Raw genomic sequence first — 23135 nt, 5'->3', positions numbered from 1 at the left:
TATAGATAATAAACATGTATTGAAGTAAGTTAATTGTTAACCTACTTATAAAACCTACTCTAAGAAAGATTTCACTGTACTTATTGATATGTAATTGTTGTCTTCCCTTATTTTATTTCTTCTTTCTTCAGTAGATAGATAAGTTAAAAAAGTAGACTTGCTAATTTTATTGCTTCGAGAATTTTGGAAAAAAAATGATAATGTATCTGACAGTTCAATATTTGTTGCATTTACATATCCTTTAGTTTTTAATTCATGCCACATAGAAGCCCAAATTGCACCTGTAACCTCAATATTAAATGATGGAATGCCCGATTCATTAATTCCAAAGTCAAATAATGAATTTATAAAGTTTGCTAAGTCACATTCTTTGATGTTAAGCCATTCATACTTTGACTTATATTGTTTAGAAATTTTAGAGAAGAATATATGAATACTTTCGAATGATTTACCTGGAGTTAAACGTTTATTTAATATTAGTTGGCTAGTGTTTGTTTCATTTTGGTTAATTACATGAATCTTTTGATCAATAAAATTTGAAAATGTCTCATGATTTTTGACAATGTGACAAGGGAAAATATAAAGTCTTCTTGTGAATGCCTTTAAAGACTGGTTTAATTTTAGCTCCTTGAATTTATTTGAAGTCTCTGTTATCGGTAATGAAATTATTGTGTTTACTATTTTATCTGTTTTTTTTACTTTACCCGATTTATATTCATCAAATGTTGGAGGGGTATTAATGTAAATCTCTGGAAAAGTTCCTGTATTTCGATCATAATGAAATGTATACATGTAAATTCTCATTTCTAATTTTTGAATTACAGTTTCATGTATTTTTGAATACGTATAAAAGTTTTCTTCAAATAGATTTAGATAGTGAGGATCAGACAGGGTTCTTATATATTTATATTTTAGGTTATTTAGATATTCATTATTAATCTTTAATAATCCAATATGCTCTATTTTTTTATTATTTAAAAAGTCGATGTCATCACTATATAAATCATTTATTATTTTTATTTCTACAGATTCATTGAAATAAAATATTCTATAATTTATTTCAAGAAATGATTTATTTAATAGAAATACCCAACTATATTGTCTGAATAAGTCTTCTCTCAATTTAATTAATTGATCAAAATCTAAATTTTGTATTGAGAATTCATACTGCTTAGCTCCACTCCAATTCCCTTTAATATATTTAGGGAATTGTTCTACAAATTGATCATGACTATATAAAGTCTCAAAATAACCAACAGTATCATATTTTATCGACTTGGTTCCAAGCTTTGTCCATTTCCACTTTTTTATTTTCGTCAGTGTATTTGATATATTTTCTGAAATGTTCATCTCGTTTATGACCAGTTATTAGTTTGACAGCAGTTTCGGACATCCCTTTTACAAGAGAAAGTGTAGTGAAAGTTTTTCTACCTACGTGTGAGGTAATTAATTCGTATTTAGGGTGTATTGTTGATGTACATGTGTTTCCTACGTGCCGTGAAATCGAAGTGGGAGTGTCTATGCCTGCAATTCTGCAGCATTCTTTTATGTATTCATTATACTTAGGTCCGGAAATAATTGGTAAGGGACCTGTGATTAAGTCATTATACTTCTCCAATATTTGGATAGCATGTTTTGTTAATGGGATGCGAATTTTTTGTCTTGTTTTAACAACATCCTTAATTAAATACCCATTAATAATATGTTCACTTTTTAAAGAAAGAATATCTGAAAGTCTCAAGCCTGTATAACAAGAAAAGCAAAAAACATCTCTTACCTTTTCTAGTCTTGCTGTATCATATTTGCAATTCAAAAGTTTGTTTAATTCTACTTCATCTAATGCAATAATATCAACTTCCTTTTCTATAGCTTTGAATTTCTTATAATTCTGATTGTTTGTATATCCTCTCTCTTCAGCCCAACTCATAAATGTTTTTAGTGTAGCAATAACTTTTACGAAATAGTTTGAAGCATATTTTTTATCATCAAACATATAAGATCTGATTCTTTCGTAGAATTCAGTATTGATGTTTTCAAATGATATTATATATTCTTTTTCTTTTTCAAATTCTCTTATTTTATTGAAGCAGGTCACAAACCCCTTAACAGTCTGAGCTGCTTTTATAGGAGGCTTAATCATTTCTACATATTCATCATATTTGTCATAGAAATAGTTGTCATATTTTGTTTTCCTATTATATGAAAGTCTTTCCAAAAGTAAATCCTCTGAAAATGTGACGTGTTTAATTCCTATTTCTTTTTTTAAGTGGATTAGTTTTTTTTCGTACTCCAAGATTACGTCATTATACTCATCAGCATAATTATCTAACTCATTTTTCGTATGATGTTTTATTCTTTGCTTTTTAGCATCCCAATTATTAATTGATGATTTAACATTGGGAATTGCCTTTCTAATTCTTTTATAATTATAGATTATTGTAAGCTGAATGGGGCAAAGTCCATGTCTATCCTCTTTTTGAATTATGATATTGAAATTGTATTTAAACATGGGGTGGCAGATATGGTGGCAAAATTTTGTATATTTGATGATAATAGATGCTAATAGAATGTAAGAATATTTACACTTTTATGTAAGTTTCTTTACATCAGTAAGTTATATACAATATTAGTCTATTATATTCTAATATAAAAATGGGGGATTCCGACTCTAGGTACAGGCTAAAAATCCCCTGAAGAGCAATCTTTAGGGGATTTTTTTTGGACTATTAATGTAAATATTGATTGTTACAGGTCTAAATGTCAATCAAGGTTACTTGTATTGTTTTTATTACGTTATAATCTAAAATCTTATATTTAAAATAAAATTTTTCACTTGCATCATTAATAGATAATAAATATAAATTAATAATGGAGTCATCCAAAGAATTAATAGATCAGTTAAATATCACTGATGAGTGCACAACCATCGAAGCTAAAAGAGGATCTGCTATTGATCGCTCCATTATGGAAACGGTTTGTGCTTTTTCCAATGAACCCGGTTTGGGCGGTGGCTATATTCTATTAGGTGTAGAACTTGAACTCCAATCGTTATTTCCTGCTTATACAGTTACTGGCATTGAATTTCCTGATAAATTACAATTAGATATTGCTACTCAATCATCGAGTATTTTTAATCAACCGGTAAGGCCAGATATTGAAGTTGAAAAAATGGCTGGAGGTAAGCTTGTAATGAAAATATTCATTCATGAATTGCCCGATGGACAAAAGCCATTATATTTTAAAAATGAAGGTTTGCCCAGAGGCGCTTTTCGTAGGATTGGCTCTAGCGATCAAAGATGTACCGATGATGATCTTTTTATTTTTTATAATAAAGAAGATACGTTTGATAGTTCTCCAGTAAAAGATACTTCTATAGAAGACGTAAGTGATGAGGCACTTTCTTTGTATCGTTCCTTAAGAGGAAAAGTAAATCCATATGCCGAAGAACTTAACTATTCAGACGAAGAGTTACTACAATCCTTAGGTTGCATTAAAAAAGATAAGCAAGAATTAATGCTTACCTATACTGGACTTTTAGTTTTTGGTAAAAGACAAGCGTTGAGAAGGTTATTACCCATGGTTCGGGTAGATTATATTCGAGTGCCTGGTAATGAATGGGTGGCTGATCCCGAAAATAGATTCACGACTATTGATATGCGTGGTCCTTTAATTGAACTTGTACAGCGCACGTTTAGTGCCATTGCCGATGATTTGCCAAAAGGGTTTCTGTTGCCAGAAGGGCAACTCCAAGCCGAAAGCATCGGTTTGCCTGCTAAGGTATTACGTGAAGCCATCGTTAATGCATTTATGCATCGAACATATAGAGAAAATCAACCCATTCAGATTATTCGTTATGGAAATAGAATTGAAATAAAAAATCCTGGCTTTTCATTAAAGCCAGAAGAACAATTAGGTGAGCCGGGCTCTAAAAACCGCAATCCATTTATCGCAGCTATTTTTCATGAAACCAATTTGGCTGAAACCAAAGGAAGTGGTATACGCACCATGCGGTTGCTGATGGAAAAAGCTGCCATGGTTCCGCCAACTTTTGAAAGCGATCATGGTGCCAATCAATTTAGTACACGATTACTTTTACACCATTTTTTAAATGAGGAAGATATCGTATGGCTGCAAGAATTTAAATCATATGATCTGAATGATCCTCAAAAACGTGCGCTGATTTTTGTGCGCGAAGCAGGGGCTATAGACAATGCTACTTACCGCCAGATTAATGGCGTAGATTTAATGAAAGCCAGTGTCGAACTTCGTGTATTGCGCGATGCTGATATTATAGAACAAAAGGGCAAAGGACGTTATACGTATTACATTACAAATAATTCCTGCAAATCATGGTTCATTTATGCTACAGATCTTGCAGGTAATCAGATAAATACTTTTAGTGCACCAGTTGACGATCTTAGTGCACCAGTTGACGATCTTAGTGCACCAGTTAATCAGGATTTAGTGCACCAGTTGCCCCTAAATTTGCAAGAAATAGTTAAAAATCTCCCTGTACGTATTATAGATGCAACTGTTTTACAAGATGTTGTTTTGCAATTATGCACGTATAAAGAATTTAAATCTGCTGAACTAGCTGGTATATTAGGACGTAGTGAAAAATACTTGCTGCGTAATTTTATTACTCCGTTGCGCGAAGCTGGTATGTTGGAATACACGTTCCCAGATATGGCTAATCACCCGCAGCAGGCGTATAGAACAGTTGCTTAATAAAAGTAATGATTTCATAGTTGACAATCTAAAAATCCCCTGAAGGTAAAATTTAGGGGATTTTTGTTTTTGGGGCAAATCATTCTACAATCGTTGATTATAGTTTTGTGTTTTGGGGAATTTGTTTTTTACAGTTTGCTTATTTGGGCGTGCCCCTACGGGTCGGGCTATCCGCTCCAATCTTTTGCGAAAAGCAAAAAGGATTTCCGCTGCTATCCCTCACGCATGTGGTTTATCAGACATCCGTGTAAAGGAATACGATTTAAAAATCCGTTGAATTTATTAATTGACTAAAATTGAGAAATAGAGTAAATGGAATGACGCTATTTTGTGTATTTGTAAACGAACACGGTATCTTCGCCACTGCTTCATACAAACTTACACCTGCCTGTAAGACTTAAACTTCCTGTTGTATTACCTGTTGCTCGTCTATCGGAAGACACGGCCTTGATCTCTTTGATTGGTATAACATTTTATGCAAGCGGTAAGTTGATGACTGGTGTGAATGCGATGAGAGTGGCGTGGGTGGGCTGATTTATAGGATTTAGGAAATTAGTAGCAGTTGTTCAAACATGTGTGATTGAGGAAGCCTATTTTAATTTGAATGTTTTAGCGCTTTGACTCAATGTTTTTGGAAGTGCCTTAATAAACGTTTCAGAACCATCTAATTTTACTTCATATAACGCATCGTGTTTTACTACAATGCTTGGTAAGTCAAATTTTGAGGCATCTTCTTTTGCTTTCAAGGATGCCATAAGGGCTGTGCGAGCTATAGATCCTATCGTAGAAGATTTATTTGCTATTAAAAAAATACCATAGGTTGTACTAATTAAACCTTCCTTAATTAATGATTCGAATAGTTGATCCTCTTTTTCCATATATCGATCTGTATTTTTTGTTGATTGAATCAAAAGCAGATTCCGTCAAAGCCTAATTCTGTAACCTTACAATTAAAATCTATCGTGGATTCTAATTAGTAATTGGATACGTATTTGTTAATACGATGTTCGAATAGATTTATTTCTTGTTTTCCATCACAAGGAAATTTTCTTCTTGGTGCAATTAATTGTTTAAATGAAATTTACTGATTCAATTGAGTGCATCCCCTTTGCTCCCTTCCATATTAATAGGTAAATTACGAACTGTTACACAATCCCTATGGCTAAAAAAGCACTTGATAACAAACCAAAAGCAGACATTGATTTTGAAAAAGAATTGTGGAATGTCGCCAATGAACTGCGTGGTGCTGTTGCTGAAAATCAATACAAAGACTATGTATTGTCGCTGATTTTTTTGAAACACATGAGCGAACGCTATGAGCTTCGCAGAGATGAATTGTTGAGTCAGACCAATGAGCCTGCATCTCCCTACTATACAAAAAACAAAAAAGAAATTGCGGCGATCGTTAACGATCCCGACGAATATATTGCGAAAAACACCTACATCATTCCGGAAGAGGCGACCTGGCAATACCTTCAGGACAATGCCGAGCAGGATGATATAAAAGTAAAAGTAGATGATGCGTTTGAACTGTTGGAAACAACTGTTGCGCAATATCGACCTGAGTTGAAAGGTGTATTACCGCGTATCTTTGTAAAGAGTCAGCTTACACCGCGCCAATTGGGCGGACTCATCAATTTATTTTCGAACGATAAATTTTCTGAAAAGAAAAATCCGGAGAGCGATGTCTTAGGACGCATCTATGAATTTTATATCGGTCGTTTTGCGCAGGCAGAAGGGGCGGGTGCCGGACAATTTTTTACACCCGGTTGCATTGTACGTCTCATGGTAGATATGCTGGAACCATTAAAAGGACAAATCGCCGATTTGGCCTGTGGTAGCGGCGGTATGTTTGTACAATCATTGAAATTTATTCAAGCACATGGTGGTAGTAAAAAAGATATTTCCATTTACGGACAAGAGCGTTATGATGGTACATTGCGTTTGGCCAAAATGAACCTTGCCTTGCGTGATCTTAATTTTCAATTGGAGTTAGGAGATTCCTTGTTGCAAGATAAATTGCCCGAATTAAAAGCGGATTATATTATTATGAATCCTCCCTTTAATGTAAGTCAGTGGCACCCCGAAGATTTACCCGAACACGATCCACGTTTATTTAAAATTAATAATTCTACAGATGCTTCTGTTACCGATGGCAATGCCAATTATATGTGGTTTCAAACGGTATGGAGTCATTTAAGTAATACCGGTACGGCTGCTATTGTTATGGCAAACGGTGCTATGACTTCCAATAACAAAGGCGAACGTAATGTGCGTGAACACATGCTGCATGAAGGCATGATTGATTGCATTGTGCGCTTGCCCGACAAACTTTTTATCACAACGGGCATACCTGCTTGTATTTTCTTTTTAAGCAAAAATCGTAAAGGAACCAAACAACACCGCGAGCGTAAGAAAGAAGTTTTATTTATCGATGCCAGTAAAATGGGCGAGATGGTGAGTCGTAAGTTGCGTGTATTGACCGATGCTGAAATGGAACGTATTTCAGATGTGTATCACCAATGGCGCAATGTAAAAGGAACGTATGCCGATGTGAAAGCGTTCTGCAAATCGGTTTCGTTGGATGAAGTAATCAAACAAGATTTCAAACTTACGCCGGGTATTTTTGTTGGTAGTGAAGATGCGGCTATTGATGATGTTTCGTTTGAGGACAGAATGCAGGTCTTAAAAGCAACGCTCAAAGAACAGTTTGCTAAAAGCAACGAATTGCAGAAACGCATCGAGAAGAACCTCCAAAAACTATAAAATAAGGATTAAAACGCGCCATTTATTTCTTATTTTACTAAATGTGTTAAAATAGAGTCAATTAATTGATCTTATTTTGTATATTTATAGTGAAATAAGTAAAATTATGCTGCAAAATGTTTCTAAATCGCAGGTGCTTGAACGTCTGCGCTTTGAAAATTCTTGGTGGGTAAATGGACATATTGAAGAAGACTATCTTCAGATGTCGCGACGCTTGTATTTTGAGTTGTTCAAACCACTGGCTATGGATACTGACGTGCGCCGTGCCTTGGTATTGATGGGCCCACGCCGTGTAGGTAAAACGGTGATGCTTTTTCATTTGGTAGAAGAGCTGATATTGAAGGGTGTTAATCCGCAGAAAATTATTTTTATTACCATTGAAAATCCCATCTACATCAATCGTGGTTTGGAACAATTGTTTGAATATGCCAAAGAAGCTGTTGGCTCAGACGATGCCAATGGCTGGTATGTTTTGTATGATGAAATTCAATATTGCAAAGATTGGGAAGTACATCTGAAAACATTGGTAGATACACATCGCCAATGCAAGTTTATTGCTTCGGGTTCTGCAGCGGCTGCCTTGAAATACAAAAGTCAGGAGAGTGGTGCCGGGCGCTTTACCGATTTTCTATTGCCTCCGCTTACCTTTCATGAATACATTTCGCTGAAAGGATTGGATGCCATTATTAAACCCATAGATATAAACTGGCAGGGAAATAGTGCCACCTTTTATACCTCTACGCATATTGATCAGCTGAATAAACATTTTATTGATTACATAAATTTTGGCGGCTACCCCGAAGTTATTTTCTCTGAAAAGATACAGGCTAACCCTGGGCGCTTTATCCGTCAGGATATTGTAGACAAAGTATTGCTGCGCGATTTGCCCAGCTTGTATGGCATCAGTGATGTGCAAGAATTGAATGCCTTATTTACCTATATTGCTTACAATACAGCCAACGAATTTAGCTACGAAGCCTTAAGTACCAGCAGTGGTGTACCTAAAAATACGTTGAAGAAATACATTGATTATTTAGAGGCGGCTTTTTTAATTAAGCAGGTACGGCGTATTGACCAGAGTGGGAAACGTTTTCAGCGCGACAATTATTTTAAGTTGTACTTAACAAACCCATCGTTGCGCAGTGCACTGTTTGCACCGCTTACCGCAACGGATGATTTGATTGGTGCCATGGTAGAGACTGCAATCTTTGACCAATGGATGCACCGCGAACAGTTTACGCCTTGGTATGCACGCTGGAGCAAAGGCGAAGTAGATATGGTGGGCTTAGATGATAAAACATTAAAACCACAATGGGCCTTGGAAATAAAATGGAGCAACCGCTATGTTGAAAATCCGAAGGAGTTAAAAAGTCTCATTCCGTTTTGTTTGGAAAATGACTTGGACGCTGCTTTTGTAACCACCATTGACAAAGAAAGCAAGCAGGTATATAAAGGTGTTCACTTGCAATTTATGCCCGCTGCTGCTTATGCGTATACAGTAGGGAAGAATACGCTGGAAAGTAAGATGAAGAAGTGAGAATGATATATAGTTCTATTATTTTATTAGATTTAAAAAATAAAAAAAGACCTGAATTTTGTTCAGGTCTTAAATTTCTTAGGGGCTGGGAAAATAACTTAATCTTCAAATTGTAAAGATTAGAGGATAAAATCCAGAGCCCCTTTCTGTACTTTAAATGTTTTTGATAATACAATATAACACATAATATGTATAATATAAAAATAAAATACGCAGTTACTGACATTCAGTTACTTTTTATTGAAAAAAGCATAGAATTATTGTATAAAAATACAATTGATACATTTAGGTTGAGACTAAATAATCCCAAAACTGTTATAAAAGAGCTTATGGAAATATGCAGTTTAATGGAAAGAAAGGAACTGACCAATAATGAATATGCAATTTCTTTATCAAAAGAAGTAGTGCGTCTTTTAATACAAGAAAATGAATTGAATTTTCAAAAAGTGAATAAAAAATATTATTTGAACTTATTAAATACACCCAAAGAATATGTTAAAATATTACAAGCAAGTCGAATTGTTTTAAGTGAAAACGACAATTATTTAAAAGTGCTTTTTGAAAAAATAGACAATTTAATTAATCAATATCCTGATTGTGTGATTGAAGATTCAGTAATTTATAATTTTATGGATCTTATTCAATATTTATTTATTGAATTGTTAAATCTTGGTTATTCAAAACAATATTTACATAAATTTACAACTTCAATTTTTTATTTTGGGGAAGAAAATTTTTTAGCTCGATATGAAATTTTGGAAAAACTTGCTCAACGAGAAGAGGAAGATTTTGAATTGATCTTTTGTGTTGAAAATAATAAGGGATTTAATATATCTGATTTAACAATTGTTAACCCAAATATTTCTATTATAAATGCAGGGGATAGAAAACGAATTCGAAATATTTCAAATTCAAAAGTTGCTGATTATTTAGATAAACGCGCAAGCATCGGTGCTGGAGCTTTGTTTAGTATAAAACAAAAAGCTTTAGATTATTACAAGGCTGTCAATATTTCAATAGACATTCTTTCATCTGATTTTGACGTGTATCATTTAGGTCATAGTGATGCAGAGTTTAAGTTGCAAAAGGAAGTTGTTGTAATTGGTTCAAAAAATCCTCAAAAAGCAACTATTATACCATGTGATTATCAAATCGATGGTTATTACAGAAGTAGTAAAAAGGTTTTTGATATGTTTATTCAACGATTAAATAAGCTTACAGAATTAAAGGTTAGTGAAGAAAGCAAAAGGAAAATTAAATCTGCAATTCGGTATTTACGTTTAGGGACAGAATCTCCTCAATTAGAGAATAAATTATTGAATTATTGGATAGGTATAGAATATATTTTTACTAATCATATCGATGGAAGTTCAACACTAATAAGAATAAAAGATATATTTCCTAAATGCCATTCAATAATCTATTTTAAAAGGAATATGTTTCAATTTCATAAAGAATTGGACATGTTAAATGAGAAAGAATATATTGTAGAATATAATAAAAATTTAGAATATCTTTCCAAGCAGGATACCTATCAATTAATTATTGGGAAAACTGATTCTGTATTGATGCGATACAGAGCAAAATATTATTTACAGTTTTTACAACATCCAGAAAAAATTAATACTATTTTAAATACTCATCAAGAAAATTTAAAGCAAAATATTATTCGTTTATATCGAATACGAAACGAAATTGTTCACAATGCTGCAATTAAATCTGGCATCGCAGTTCATGCATCACATTTAAGGTATTACTTAACATTTATTTTAAATTCTATATTAGAATATTTTGTCAATAATCCAGTAGATGTGGATTACGATGATAAACTTACTATTGAAGATTTTTTTATTTCTCAAGATATTATGTTGGGATCTATAGATATAAAAGGGAAAATTAAAATTGATAAACTGTTGAATGTTGCTAACCCTTTAGAATTGCTTAATTAAATGGAACAGTATAAACTAAAAGAGATTACCATTAAAATTGGAAGTGGGTCAACACCTAGAGGTGGTGATAGTGCGTATATAAATGAAGGCATATCTTTAATTAGAAGCCAAAATGTTCATGATTTTATTTTTTCAATTTCTGGTTTAGCTTTTATAAATGAAGCTCAAGCTTTAGAATTGAAAAATGTTACATTGGAAAAGGATGATATATTAGTGAATATTACAGGCGATTCAGTTGCAAGAGTTTGTAAAGTTCCAGACAATATTTTGCCAGCAAGAGTTAATCAACATGTAGCAATTTTGAGATGTAATGTTGAAAAGCTGAATTCCGAATTTTTAAAGTATTATTTGCTTCAACCACAAGTTAAAAATGAGTTGTTAAGCCTTTCATCGTCTGGAGCGACTAGAAAGGCTTTGACTAAATCGATGCTTGAAGAATTGAATATCACCCTCCCGCCACTTAACGAACAAGAAGCCATAGCAGAAATACTATCTTCTCTTGACGACAAAATAGAACTCAACCTGCAAACCAATAAGACACTTGAAGAAATGGCCAATGCTTTGTATAAGCATTGGTTTGTAGATGGTAGCCAATTGCAGTCTACTTTGTCAGATTATATTGAACTAAATCCTAAGTTAGTTTTAAAGCAAGGAATTGGAGCTCCCTTTGTTGAAATGAAAAGTGTTGAAACAAATTTGTTATCAGTATCCAATGTTGACTTTGAAGAATTTTCTTCCGGCTCAAAATTTCAAAATGGGGATACCTTATTCGCACGTATTACTCCATGTCTTGAAAATGGTAAAACTGCTTTTGTTGATTTTCTTAAAGATGATGAAATTGGTTTTGGTTCGACGGAGTTTTTAGTAATGAGAGCTAAAAGAGGTATATCTAAATATATGATTTATTGCTTATCGAGAGATATGAATTTTAGGCAATTTGCTATTTCCACAATGGTAGGAACTTCAGGAAGACAACGGGTTCAAAATGAGCCATTCTTAAAATATGATTTACCTGAAATAAATATTGAAACACATAATAATTTTAACGAGCAAGTTGATCCATGGTTTAAAAATATTAGAGCTAATACAATAGAGAATCAGATTTTAAAACAAACGCGCGACTACCTCTTGCCTAAATTAATCAGTGGAGAAATACGCGTAAACGAAGCACGTAAAGCGGTTAAAGAATTGATATGAATGCAATGAAAGAATATCACATTGAACAGGCCGCTATTGAATGGCTGCAGCAATTGGGTTACGGCTACAAACACGGCAGTGCTTATAGTCGTGATGTGCGCACGGTTGTGTTAGAAGATGTACTGCAAGGGTTCATAGCTTCAAGGTATCCGCAGCTTCCTGCTGATATTGTAAAAGAAGCCGCCAAAGAATTTACCAATAACGCTGGTACCGATGTTGATTACCGCAACCGCGACTTTCATTTAAAACTTACCAAGGGCATAGACATCAGCTGGAAGGATAAAACAGGCAAAGAATGTGCTTTACATATTTATCCCATCGATTTTGAAAATCCTGAAAAAAATACCTTTACCTGTGTCAATCAAATAGAGATTGTAGGCCGCAACCGTCGCATTCCAGATTTGCTTATTTACATCAATGGCATCCCGTTGGTGTTGTTTGAATTTAAAAACTGGTTTGATCACAGCACCACCGAAAACGAAGCGTTTAATCAGATACAACATTACAAACAAGACATACCCGTTTTATTCGAATACAATGCACTCACCATTATTAGTGATGGCAAGACGGCACAACACGGTATGTATCCTGCCAGCATGGAGTGGTTTGCTCCCTGGAAATCCATCAACGGCAGAGACATTGTGGATGCAAACGATTTTCAGTTACATACCTTGTTGCATGGTTTGTTTACCAAAGAACGCTTACTGAATTACATCAAATATTTTATTTTCTTTGAAGACCATAATGGCAGCTTAATTAAAAAAGGTGCGAAGTACCACCAATACTTCGGTGTAAATTTTGCTGTTGAAAAAACCAAACAAGCCATCAAACCCATAGGCGACGGCCGTATTGGTGTGATCTGGCATACACAAGGTTCAGGCAAAAGTATTTCAATGGCCATTTATACCGGCATGCTGCGCCAATTGACCGCCTTGAAAAATCCAACCATTGTTATACAGGTAGACCGCAACGATCTCGATTGGCAGCTGTACGAAAACTTTGTATTGTGTAAAGACATAGTTGGCGATGTAAAACATGCAGAGTCTACCGATGAATTAAGACAATTGTTAGATACCAATGCCGGTGGAGTTATTTTTACCACCATTGAAAAATTCAGAATTCGAAAAGACAAGGAAGAAACGGAACACCCTGTGTTGTCTGCCCGAGATAATATTATTGTTATAGCCGATGAGGCCCACCGCACCCAATACGGCTTGCTAGATGGTTATGCCGCAAACTTACGCACCGCCTTGCCCAATGCGTCGTTCATTGGTTTTACAGGTACACCCGTAGACAATAAAGATGCCGATACCGAACAATTGTTTGGCGAGGTCATTCACACCTACGACATCAAACAAGCGGTAGAAGATGGCGCAACCGTGCCGATCTATTACGAGCCACGCTTAGCAAAATTGCATCTTGCCAATGCAAACATAGATGCAGACATGGAAGCCATTGCCGAAGGAAGCGAAGAAAATGCTTCCTTAAAGTGGGCCGCCATAGAAGATGCTGCTGGCTCAGATGATCGTGTAGAGAAGATTGCTGCGGATATCTTAAAACATTTTATAAGACGTACCGAAACGCTGGATGGTAAAGCCATGGTAGTGTGTATGAGCAGGAGAAACTGCGTGAAGATGTACGATGCACTTAAGAAGCTTGAAGGTTGTCCGGAAATAGCCGTTATTGTAACCGCCAACATATCCAAAGACCCTGCAAGTTGGAAAGAACACGTTCGAACTAAAGAACAGTTTGAAGCTATTAAGAAACGCTTTAGAGACGCCGATGATCCCTTGAAGATTGTGATTGTGCGTGATATGTGGCTCACCGGATTTGATGCACCCATCATTAATACCATGTATGTAGACAAGGTAATGACAGGGCACAATTTAATGCAAGCCATTGCACGAGCCAATAGAGTATTTGCCGATAAGCAATCGGGTGTCATTGTGGATTACATTGGTATTGGCGATCAATTGAAATCTGCTACAAAAAAATATACGCAAGGCGGCGGCAAGGGCGAAGCCAAAATTGATATGGAGCAGGCATTGGAAATGTTCTTCAATCAATTAGAAGCGTGCAAAATCTATTTGCCCGATACGATTGATTACAGCAGCTGGAGAGGTTTGTCGGATGGAAATAAATGTTTGTTGATTAATACAGGATTAAATGCTGTTTTAAAAACCGACGAGTTTGCAGAAGGCTTCATGAAAGATGAAAAGAAGCTAACCGGTTTATTGAGTATTGTTAAAAGCAGCGAAGAGATTGTACCTTATGTATTGGATATATTATACATTCAACACGTATCTGCAGCGGTTCGCAAAGCCAAGTCGATAACCGGAGGTAAAAAAGACAATCAATCACGAGTGCGCGAATTGATTTCGCAAAGCATAGAATCGGAAGCATTGATTGATGTATTTGCGATGGCTGGAATTGAAAAACCGGATGTGTCGATTTTGAATGAAGAATTTTTACTGGGTGCCAAAAAGAACAAATCAAATTTGTCGTTGCAGATTGAATTATTGCGGAATATTCTAAAAGGTGAAATTGCACTGCGTTTGCATAAGAATATTAAAAAGTATACTTCCTTAAAAGAAGAAATAGAAAAAGTAATTGATAAATACCACAAGAACGCAATTGATTCGTACACGACCATATTGGAATTGATTAAACGCGGTCAGGATTTGCAAGAAGAAAAACGCCGCCAGCAGGAGTTGGGTATTACCGATGAAGAGCTCGCCTTTTATGATATTATTCATGCTAAAAAAGAAATCATTCAGCAGGCCGGTCCAATACAAGATGTGGTGCATGCTGTATGCAAAGCGGTAAAAGATAATTTAGAAATAGACTGGACTAAAAAAGAAGACGCTAAAGCGGCAATACGTTTGGCGGTTAAGAGAGAATTACGCGGGAAAGTGAGTCTGGAAGAATTGACTCAGATTTTAGCCGAGATTATGGATCAGGCAGAAGGGCAGTTTAAGGATTGGCCGATTGTGGGGTAGTAGTTGAATTTTAAAAGAGGCTATGAAAAATGTGTTCGTGGTTTTTCTAATGTTGGTTGCTGTATTTATGGGTGGCTGTGTTCTGTTAAATGTCCAAGGATCTATAATTCTATGCGTACATTTCTTGCTTATATTTAGTTTGTATAGATGTAGTGAATATTTGAAAGATCAATTGAAAAGAATATATTTTGACATTCCTCCAGATGCTTCGCCTGCATGTATTGTATTTGGAAAAGACTTGAAAAATGTCATCATTACTCTTATACTTGGTGCTTCAGGTATTGGTGTTTACTCACTATCTATTGCATTTTTTAAAATTAATATTTCTTATGTGGAACAATTGCGTAATTCAATTATGGAAAATTATTCATTTGTAATGGTTATTATTTTGACATTTAGTATTGCATATTATTTATTTTTGACTTTTTCTGTTTTTGCAATTTGGATTAAATCATTTTGTATTCGTTTATCTCTTATCTACGCACCAGCCACACCGAGCAATAAAAAAATAATTGAGGCGTTGGATGCAAAAATGAAAAAGTATACAATTTCTGGTTTTGATTACAAACGATAAAACCCCATGATCCTCCAATACGCATCCGACCTTCATTTAGAATTCTCTCAGAATAGAGATTATATAAAAGTCCATCCGATACAGCCGAAAGGAGAGGTATTATTTTAACATCTATGAGTCCACTTATTTTAAAAATGCCAGAACGGATTTCTGAAGATTTTGGAGATTCCATTCGCAAGCTTGCTGTTCTTGTTGAACGTATACATTCGACAGGTGGAAATGAAATTATGTTCGATTTTTCGAATTGCAAATTTTCTAGTCCCCTTTTCTTAGGCGGTATTGCAGCGATTGCATTTAATTTGCGCCATAATGGAAATACCGTAGATTTTAATTTGAATTGTATAGACTATAGTTTCAAAAAGTATCTGGAAACTATATTTTTTCCTGCGGGTTTTTGTCCGCAAGAATCAGAGCTTCATTCATTGCATTCAACCTTTGAGAAATATTATACGTGTACTTATATTCCGCTTGTTGCTTTTCCAACAGCTAAAAGTAGTGTTGAAGATACCATTAGAGAAAAAACATTGTCGGCTGTTAATGTTATTTTAAAAAATCAATTAGGTTTGACAGGCTCTTTTAGAGATGCAGTTTATTATATGATTGATGAGTTGAGTAATAATGCATCTGATCACTCTGCTGTAAGTCGAGGGTTTTTATTTGCCCAATATTATAAATCGAAAAATTTTATGGATTTATGCATATCGGATGGAGGCAAAGGCGTGCTTGATTCCTATATCAGATGTGGCAAATATCCAGAAATTACCAGCCATTCAGAAGCCATTAAAGCTGCCATACAAGGTAAATCTACAAAAGACATACCCGAATCGCGTGGGTATGGCTTGTCAACCTCCAGAAGCATATTAATTGATGCATTAAAAGGTAAATTTATGTTGTGGTCTGGTGCTGCACTGGCTAGCCATACGGTTGAGCAAAATGATGTTGTTGCATTAAAGAATGAATTGTTCTTTCCAGGAAGTCTTGTAGCGCTTCGAATACCTACAAACGACCGAAAAAACTTTGATTTTCATGCATATACGCAAGGGTAAAGAAACTAATTCTAGGTATCTTTCGTTATTAATCTGACGAATCTTATATTTGTTATACGAACCACATTACAATTACCATTATGAAAGCAGTATTAGAAATTCATATTGCCTCAGAAATTGATTCCATTATTAATACGCGCGAGGCTGCCCTTAACATTAAAACTCAAATTCAACAAACTGCATGTACGCAGGTTGAATTGAATTTTGACGGTGTTGAATTTGTGTCTAGATCTTTTGCAGACCAACTGCATAAAGAAAAAGTGGAATTGGCGAATCAAGGAATCTTGGTTGTATTGGTAAATGCATCAACTTCGGTAATGGATATGTTTAGAACGGTTGCAAAAACACAAGATGCAACTGATCGTGAAAGACACGATATTCCAGTATATAAAATTACAACGATGGATGCCTTTTCAGAATATTTATATTCGATATAAAACGTTGAAAATATAGTTTAGAAACGCTTCATCGAAAGGTGAGGCATTTTTGTTTTTACAGGAAAAGTTTTTTTCAGCGTCTATTTCTATCAACTAATTATATATACATTCGTTTGTGTTTTCTGCCAAGAATAAACTACAAACACCTACCATATTCCCGAAGTCAGGAAAATGGTTTTAACAATACGATACCATGACCCTCCAATACGCATCCGACCTACATCTGGAATTTTCTCAAAACAGAGATTTTATGAAAGCCAATCCAATACAGCCGAAAGCAGAGGTGTTGGTATTGGCGGGAGATGTGGTGCCGTTTAATGTGATGCACAAACATGCAGATTTTTTTAAGTACGTGTCTGATCATTTCGAAGCCGTGTATTGGGTGCCAGGCAATCACGAATATTACAATTCGGATTTAATGCACTATGCGGGAAGCTTGCTGAGAGAAATCAGTACCAATGTTTTTCTCGTGAATAATACGAGTGTACAAGTAAAAGATGTACACTTGATATTCTCTACCATGTGGACTAAAATAAGCGATGCGTGTGCTTGGGATATAGAACGTGGCATGAGCGATTTTCATTGTATCACCAAGGATGGGAAACGCTTTTCTGCAGCTATGTACAATCAGTTACACGAAGAAAGTTTGGCATTTCTAAGACAGGAGTTGAAGTCTACAGCAGCAACTAAAAAGCTCGTTGTTACACATCATGTACCCACCTATATGCATTATCCTGCGGAATACAAAGGTAGTGTTTTAAGCGAAGCCTTTGCGATAGAATTATTTGATCTGATAGAAGCTAATGGTCCGGATGCATGGATCTATGGGCATCACCATGGTGCTACCCCAGATTTTGAAATTGGTAAAACGAATATGCTGACCAATCAGTTGGGTTATGTGAAGTATGGGGAGCATGGTTTATTTAATCCTGAAAGTGTATTTAATATTTGAAAATCAGTATAATAAACCTATATTTATACAATAAACCTTATAGGTTTATTGTAGCTTAAAGTAGTTTATTTGATAGAGATAATGCAAATTAAGGCATATATAGAGGAAATATTAGGTGTAGACATGAATCTGCAACCTGTGCCTAAAGGTGATATGGGGTCTATTCCTATGTTTATTGGGGCTGCATATCGACTTCATTATGGTATGGTGTTTCATCAGAATCTTGTATTGGTTGAACCCATGCATATAGAAGATTTCAGCATCGCACAGATTGAAAAGCATTTTGACGTGTTGGCTGAAGCATTCTTTCACAAAAAAATAGTATTGGTTATTCAAGAGGTATCTTCTTTGAATCGGAAACGGTTGATTGAAAAAAGGATCAATTTTATTATTCCGGGCAAACAACTTTTTTTACCCGATATGCTGATGGATCTGCGGGAGACTGGAATTACTAGGAAAATAAAAAAAGAAAGCTCTAAACTTTTACCTTCGGCACAGTTTATTCTGATTCATCATATACTTCATAAAAACTTGGAGATCGAACAATATTCCTTTAAAGAATTGGGTGAAAAACTTGGATATACAGCTATGGGTATTACCAAAGCAATTGACAATCTAAAACAATTGGAAGTGGTTGAAGTTGTAGGTGTGAAAGAAAAGTATATCCGTTTTAAGTTGGATCGGCTGGAGTTGTGGCGTGATTTAGAACATCGTGAAAGTTGGGTAAGTCCTGTATTAAAAAAGGTTTATGTAGATGAAAGACCTTTGAACATGGTTATGTTACACAGCAATACCTCTGCCTTGTCTGAATATACAGACATGAACCCAAGCAGACAACAATTTTATGCGGTTGATAAAAGCATCTTTTATGCCTTTCAAAAAAACAATGCATTGGTAAATGCGAATGCATACGAAGGCGAATATTGTTTGGAAGTATGGAAGTATAATCCTGTAACACTTGTAGGGGAGCTGCCAAACGATGGTTCGGTAGTTGATCCGCTTTCCTTATATCTAAGTTTAAAAGATACGCATGACGAACGTATTGAAATGGCCATGGAACAAATTATAGAAAAAATTTCATGGTAACTGGATTAAATACATTTAGTGAATATTTTAAAGAATACCAGAATTGTTATTTAATCATTGGTGGCACTGCTTGTGATATTATTCTGGAAGATGCTGGATTTAGTCCACGTGTAACAAAAGACATTGACGTCATTTTGATCGTAGAAGTAATTGAACCAGCTTTTGTACAACGTTTTTGGGAATTTATAAAAGATGGTGGATATGAAATAATGCAAGAGGAATCAGAAAAAAGAAACTGCTATCGTTTTTCACGTCCTCGAACAGAAGCATTTCCAAAGATGGTTGAACTTTTCAGTCGAACACCAGATGCTATTCCGCGGAAGGAAGGCATGTATTTAACGCCAATTCCTACAGAAGAAGGATTGTCAAGTTTGTCTGCTATTTTATTGAATGAGGCGTATTATGATTTTACTAAAATACATAGTGCGTTTAAAAACAATATACATTTTGCAAAACCACATGCCATTATTTGTCTGAAAGCCTATGCGTATTTGAGCAACCAAAGCAGACAGGATGCAGGACAAGCAGTAAGAACTGATGATATCTTAAAACACAAATACGATGTGTTTAGAATGGTACTAATGTTGCGTCCGGATGATGTATTTGAATTACCTCAAAAAATACAAGCCGACTTACAACAATTTGCAGATGTTATAAAAGATGTTTTACCTGATCCTGCCATCTTTAAAGCAAACGGATTTGGTACGGTAAATGTCCAAGCTGTATTTGAGCAATTGCTAAAATCGTTTAACCTGAAAGCGTGATGAAGGAGGAAAGGAAAGTGAAGCGGTTAATAATCCAAGATTGCTAGATCTCTAAGACTGTGGAATCATGGACAATAATGTCTGTTGCGTTCAGGTCGCCGGCGCAAGAATTTTCAAAATCCTTTAATCCTTAAATCCTGGTTCAGACAATTAGCAAATGATTGTTGGTGCTCCGCGCAAGTTTGGATCATTTAATACGGATTTGTTCCGGCGGTAACACCAACAATAGTAGCTGATTCACACTTTAAAATAATCATCAATCCCTACCACCAAGTTCTGTTAATACTTATCTTTGCATACACAGGACCTTCACAATCGCATACACAACATGGATATAGAATCGCTCCCATCCAGAAATAGAGTCAATAAAATGATTACAGAAAATACCCTTCTTACTGAAGAGGAGTTTAATGATCTGTATGAGCAGCTTTATGCGAGAAGGGATTTTTGGAATATCGGAATCACGATTTTTGATAAGCTGATTGATATCGTTTATGATGACGACGAGGAGCGGGAGCATTGGAGAACACTTTTTGCTGAAACATTTGAAGAGGATCTTTCCATAAAAGATGGTGTCATCTTAGAAATTGGAGGCTTAAAAAGAGACGTGCGCAAATCCTTACGCACACTGATTACTGAAATGAGAAGTGAAAATGTCTGAACCGTTGATTGACCTGATTCAATTGATTTACTGTGGTTATTCTCTTTGATTGATTATGTTTTTTTTGAGCATGAATTGTTAGTACTTGAATATATGATGTTTTGATAACCGTTCCTTAGCACTATCAGTTTTTAATCAGAATAATCAGCTTAATCAATGGTTCAGACAATGAGATGCATACGATAACATACTTACCTGACCAAATGTTACCGTACATATCTTTTCAATGCTACTAATGTATCAAACCATACTACTCTTTATTATTCTCCTTATTTTCTTTTTTTGTATGAAGTTTAAGCGAACCTCTTTCTTCTTCTTCTGGCATATCATCCCCAATTAAATAACCAAAAGGTTCGAGCGCTTCTACGCGGTCGAATATAACTTTAAGGATTGCAATTAAAGGTATGGATAAGAACATGCCTGCAACGCCCCAAAGTGTGCCGCCAATCAATACAACAATGATTGAAATGAATGCATTTACTTTAACTTTTGATGCTACAATTTTTGGTACTAAGAAATTGTTGTCGACAAACTGTATAAGAATATATGCAATCAAAACATAAAGCGCCGATATTGGATCATCTGTCATGAGGCCCATAATCATGGGTAATGCAATAGCTATGATGCCACCGATGTAGGGGATTAAATTAAGAATGGCGCCGATTACTCCTAGTAAGATTGCGTATTTAATACCAATGATCATTAAGGCAGCACTATTCATAGCCGCTACAATAACCATTTCAATCATCAAACCGATTAGATAGTTCTGTATAAGTCCTTTTGTTTCGTTTAATACATCAGCTACAACTTTATGTTTTTCACTTGAAAATAGTTTTCCTATAAATTGCAATAACAACGGTTTATAAAAGAGAAAGAGGAAAATATAAACGGGCAATAAAAATAATCCTACAAAGAATCCCGAAACAGTTCCAAGCGTTGCACCTACGACGCCGCTTGCGCCTTGCATTCCCTTAGATTTTTGTTCATTGATCCAACTGGTTAATTTGGGTGTTGTAATATTAAATGTTTGGGAGAACCACGATAAGCCCTCTTTTGCAAGTTCATTCACTTTTTGCTTTAGTTCTGGAAGCATGTCTGCGAACTTCGAAGCCTGAGAGCCAATAAAGTATAGAATACCCGCAGCAACCAACATCATTAAAATGATAGAGAGGACAATGGCTACAATTTTATTAACTTTTTTTCTTTGTAGAAAATTAACGATGGGGTTTAGTAGTATCGCTAACAGACATGCAAAAGCCAATGGAACTAATATTTCTTGACCAATAAATAAGATGTAAAAAAACACAACTATTCCGATAAGGATAACGGAAAGCTTGTGATACAAAGGTAATTTTTCAGTCATGGTTCTTGTTATTGATTATCTGTTTAATAAACGTTGAGGCACTATTTTATTAATTAAATACAAATATCCAATTTAATAGATCTTTTATTATTATATCATCATGTATTTCTGTTGTATAAATCCCATCGAAAAACCATTTCTAGTACATTAAACGTGTCATCGTTTGCAGAATGGAATCGATGACAGATAAATTTATTCTTTCAAAGGCTAGTATACATACGTGTGAGCCATCGTTTCGCTAAAGATAGGAGTCAGAAAAGACATAGAACAATAAAATGCACATTCAATTGTATAATGCTACTTATTTTGTTAATTTAATAGTATTACACAAATGTTATGAAGAAACCCGTTCAACCAAAATTATTTATGCTTCTGCTGGGATGCAAGCCTGAAGGCCGCAATGTCGAACAACACGATGTGTTTTTCGGTATTGGCACTTCATTGAAAGGTCTTGTGCCTGCAATAAAAGCATTTTGGCCAGAAGGTAAAAAGGGGATTCACATCGATGCATGGCGTGAAGTTACGCGGGTGCAGAACTATGTCATTCGGCCACGGTTAAAAACAGATGTTTTAGAAAAGCAGGGTGCATTAAAATTATTTTTTATAAACTTGGGAGGATATCGCAGAGGGGAGTTTGAAGAACTCCATTATAAAATACTTGTTGTTGCAAAAGATTCTGCAGGTGCAGTACGTTTGGCAAAGAAAGAAAAATTTTATAAGCAAACGGGCTTTAAAGAAGCACCTTCACACATTGATGAAAAATATGGGATTGATGTAGATGACATCTATAATGTAAAAGAAATTTTGCCAGAAGTTTTTTCTGCGAAGTACGTACTTGAAATTATTAAAGAAGAAAGCGAAGAAGATATCATCGAATTGGGATATCTTCCTGTATCGAAAATTAAATAAGTTATTGTTTTCTGAAAGATGAAATTCAATCTGATGTTCCTTGAGGACTATAGATTACATATGCTCTTCACTTTTGTATGTATGCTTTGTAAAATAAAAGAATCCGAGAATCTATTTTTTTTATTTGTGTTTCATTCTGAATACTATTTTTTCAACTCATTTAATTT

Annotated in this window: 18 protein-coding genes; 14 read left to right on the top strand and 4 right to left on the bottom strand. The window is 35.0% G+C overall.

Features of this window, described 5'->3' with window-relative positions:
- Positions 1 to 54: 54 nt before the first annotated feature.
- Positions 55 to 1350, bottom strand: coding sequence for a hypothetical protein (locus Q0543_RS05945; protein WP_299250366.1), 1296 nt, complete (start codon positions 1348 to 1350; stop codon positions 55 to 57).
- Positions 1262 to 2509, bottom strand: a complete 1248-nt coding sequence (locus tag Q0543_RS05940; protein ID WP_299250364.1) for a site-specific integrase — start codon at positions 2507 to 2509, stop codon at positions 1262 to 1264. The genes Q0543_RS05945 and Q0543_RS05940 overlap by 89 nt, the downstream gene beginning before the upstream one ends.
- 359 nt (positions 2510 to 2868) lie before the next feature.
- On the opposite strand from Q0543_RS05940, the gene Q0543_RS05935 reads away from it, so the two are divergent.
- On the top strand, positions 2869 to 4728 hold the full coding sequence (locus Q0543_RS05935) for an ATP-binding protein (RefSeq protein WP_299250363.1): 1860 nt from the start codon (positions 2869 to 2871) through the stop codon (positions 4726 to 4728).
- A gap of 590 nt (positions 4729 to 5318) precedes the next feature.
- Here the strand turns inward: Q0543_RS05935 and Q0543_RS05930 are convergent.
- On the bottom strand, positions 5319 to 5606 hold the full coding sequence (locus tag Q0543_RS05930; RefSeq protein WP_299250362.1) for a hypothetical protein: 288 nt from the start codon (positions 5604 to 5606) through the stop codon (positions 5319 to 5321).
- Between the two features lie 280 nt (positions 5607 to 5886).
- On the opposite strand from Q0543_RS05930, the gene Q0543_RS05925 reads away from it, so the two are divergent.
- The 12 genes from Q0543_RS05925 (at position 5887) to Q0543_RS05870 (ending at position 20696) form a co-directional block, all read left to right on the top strand.
- Positions 5887 to 7494, top strand: a complete 1608-nt coding sequence (locus Q0543_RS05925) for a class I SAM-dependent DNA methyltransferase (RefSeq protein WP_299250361.1) — start codon at positions 5887 to 5889, stop codon at positions 7492 to 7494.
- 106 nt (positions 7495 to 7600) lie between these two features.
- Positions 7601 to 9031 carry an ATP-binding protein gene (locus tag Q0543_RS05920; protein ID WP_299250359.1) on the top strand — a complete coding sequence of 477 codons (1431 nt, stop codon included), beginning with the start codon at positions 7601 to 7603 and terminating at the stop codon, positions 9029 to 9031.
- A 188-nt stretch (positions 9032 to 9219) separates the two neighbouring features.
- Positions 9220 to 10980 (top strand): hypothetical protein, encoded by a 1761-nt coding sequence (locus Q0543_RS05915; RefSeq protein WP_299250357.1) that lies wholly within the window; start codon positions 9220 to 9222, stop codon positions 10978 to 10980.
- Positions 10981 to 12177, top strand: coding sequence for a restriction endonuclease subunit S (locus Q0543_RS05910; protein ID WP_299250355.1), 1197 nt, complete (start codon positions 10981 to 10983; stop codon positions 12175 to 12177). It begins immediately after the preceding gene.
- A 5-nt stretch (positions 12178 to 12182) separates the two neighbouring features.
- On the top strand, positions 12183 to 15176 hold the full coding sequence (locus tag Q0543_RS05905; RefSeq protein WP_299250353.1) for a type I restriction endonuclease subunit R: 2994 nt from the start codon (positions 12183 to 12185) through the stop codon (positions 15174 to 15176).
- A gap of 22 nt (positions 15177 to 15198) precedes the next feature.
- Complete coding sequence (locus Q0543_RS05900) at positions 15199 to 15750, top strand: hypothetical protein (RefSeq protein WP_299250351.1); 552 nt, start codon at positions 15199 to 15201, stop codon at positions 15748 to 15750.
- Between the two features lie 113 nt (positions 15751 to 15863).
- Entirely contained in the window at positions 15864 to 16796 is a 933-nt protein-coding gene (locus Q0543_RS05895; RefSeq protein WP_299250349.1) for a hypothetical protein, read from the top strand.
- An 80-nt stretch (positions 16797 to 16876) separates the two neighbouring features.
- Positions 16877 to 17233 (top strand): STAS domain-containing protein, encoded by a 357-nt coding sequence (locus tag Q0543_RS05890; RefSeq protein WP_299250347.1) that lies wholly within the window; start codon positions 16877 to 16879, stop codon positions 17231 to 17233.
- Positions 17234 to 17426: 193 nt separating this feature from the next.
- Positions 17427 to 18185: a metallophosphoesterase gene (locus Q0543_RS05885; RefSeq protein ID WP_299250345.1), complete on the top strand. Its 759-nt coding sequence runs from the start codon at positions 17427 to 17429 to the stop codon at positions 18183 to 18185.
- Between the two features lie 81 nt (positions 18186 to 18266).
- Positions 18267 to 19271, top strand: a complete 1005-nt coding sequence (locus Q0543_RS05880) for a hypothetical protein (protein WP_299250343.1) — start codon at positions 18267 to 18269, stop codon at positions 19269 to 19271.
- A complete protein-coding gene (locus Q0543_RS05875) occupies positions 19265 to 20035 on the top strand; it encodes a hypothetical protein (RefSeq protein WP_299250341.1) in 771 nt (256 codons plus the stop codon). The genes Q0543_RS05880 and Q0543_RS05875 overlap by 7 nt, the downstream gene beginning before the upstream one ends.
- Positions 20036 to 20327: 292 nt before the next feature.
- Positions 20328 to 20696 carry a hypothetical protein gene (locus Q0543_RS05870; RefSeq protein ID WP_299250339.1) on the top strand — a complete coding sequence of 123 codons (369 nt, stop codon included), beginning with the start codon at positions 20328 to 20330 and terminating at the stop codon, positions 20694 to 20696.
- A 250-nt stretch (positions 20697 to 20946) separates the two neighbouring features.
- Here Q0543_RS05870 and Q0543_RS05865 read toward each other — a convergent pair whose 3' ends face one another.
- Entirely contained in the window at positions 20947 to 22059 is a 1113-nt protein-coding gene (locus tag Q0543_RS05865) for an AI-2E family transporter (protein WP_299250337.1), read from the bottom strand.
- 336 nt (positions 22060 to 22395) lie between these two features.
- On the opposite strand from Q0543_RS05865, the gene Q0543_RS05860 reads away from it, so the two are divergent.
- On the top strand, positions 22396 to 22968 hold the full coding sequence (locus tag Q0543_RS05860; protein WP_299250335.1) for a DUF1543 domain-containing protein: 573 nt from the start codon (positions 22396 to 22398) through the stop codon (positions 22966 to 22968).
- Positions 22969 to 23135 lie beyond the last annotated feature (167 nt).

This window comes from uncultured Cytophaga sp., assembly GCF_937863595.1.
In the GTDB taxonomy this organism is placed as follows: Bacteria; Bacteroidota; Bacteroidia; order Cytophagales; family Cytophagaceae; genus Cytophaga.
The sequence above is the reverse complement of the archived record's forward strand: the minus strand, read 5'-3'. Positions and strand labels throughout refer to the sequence as shown.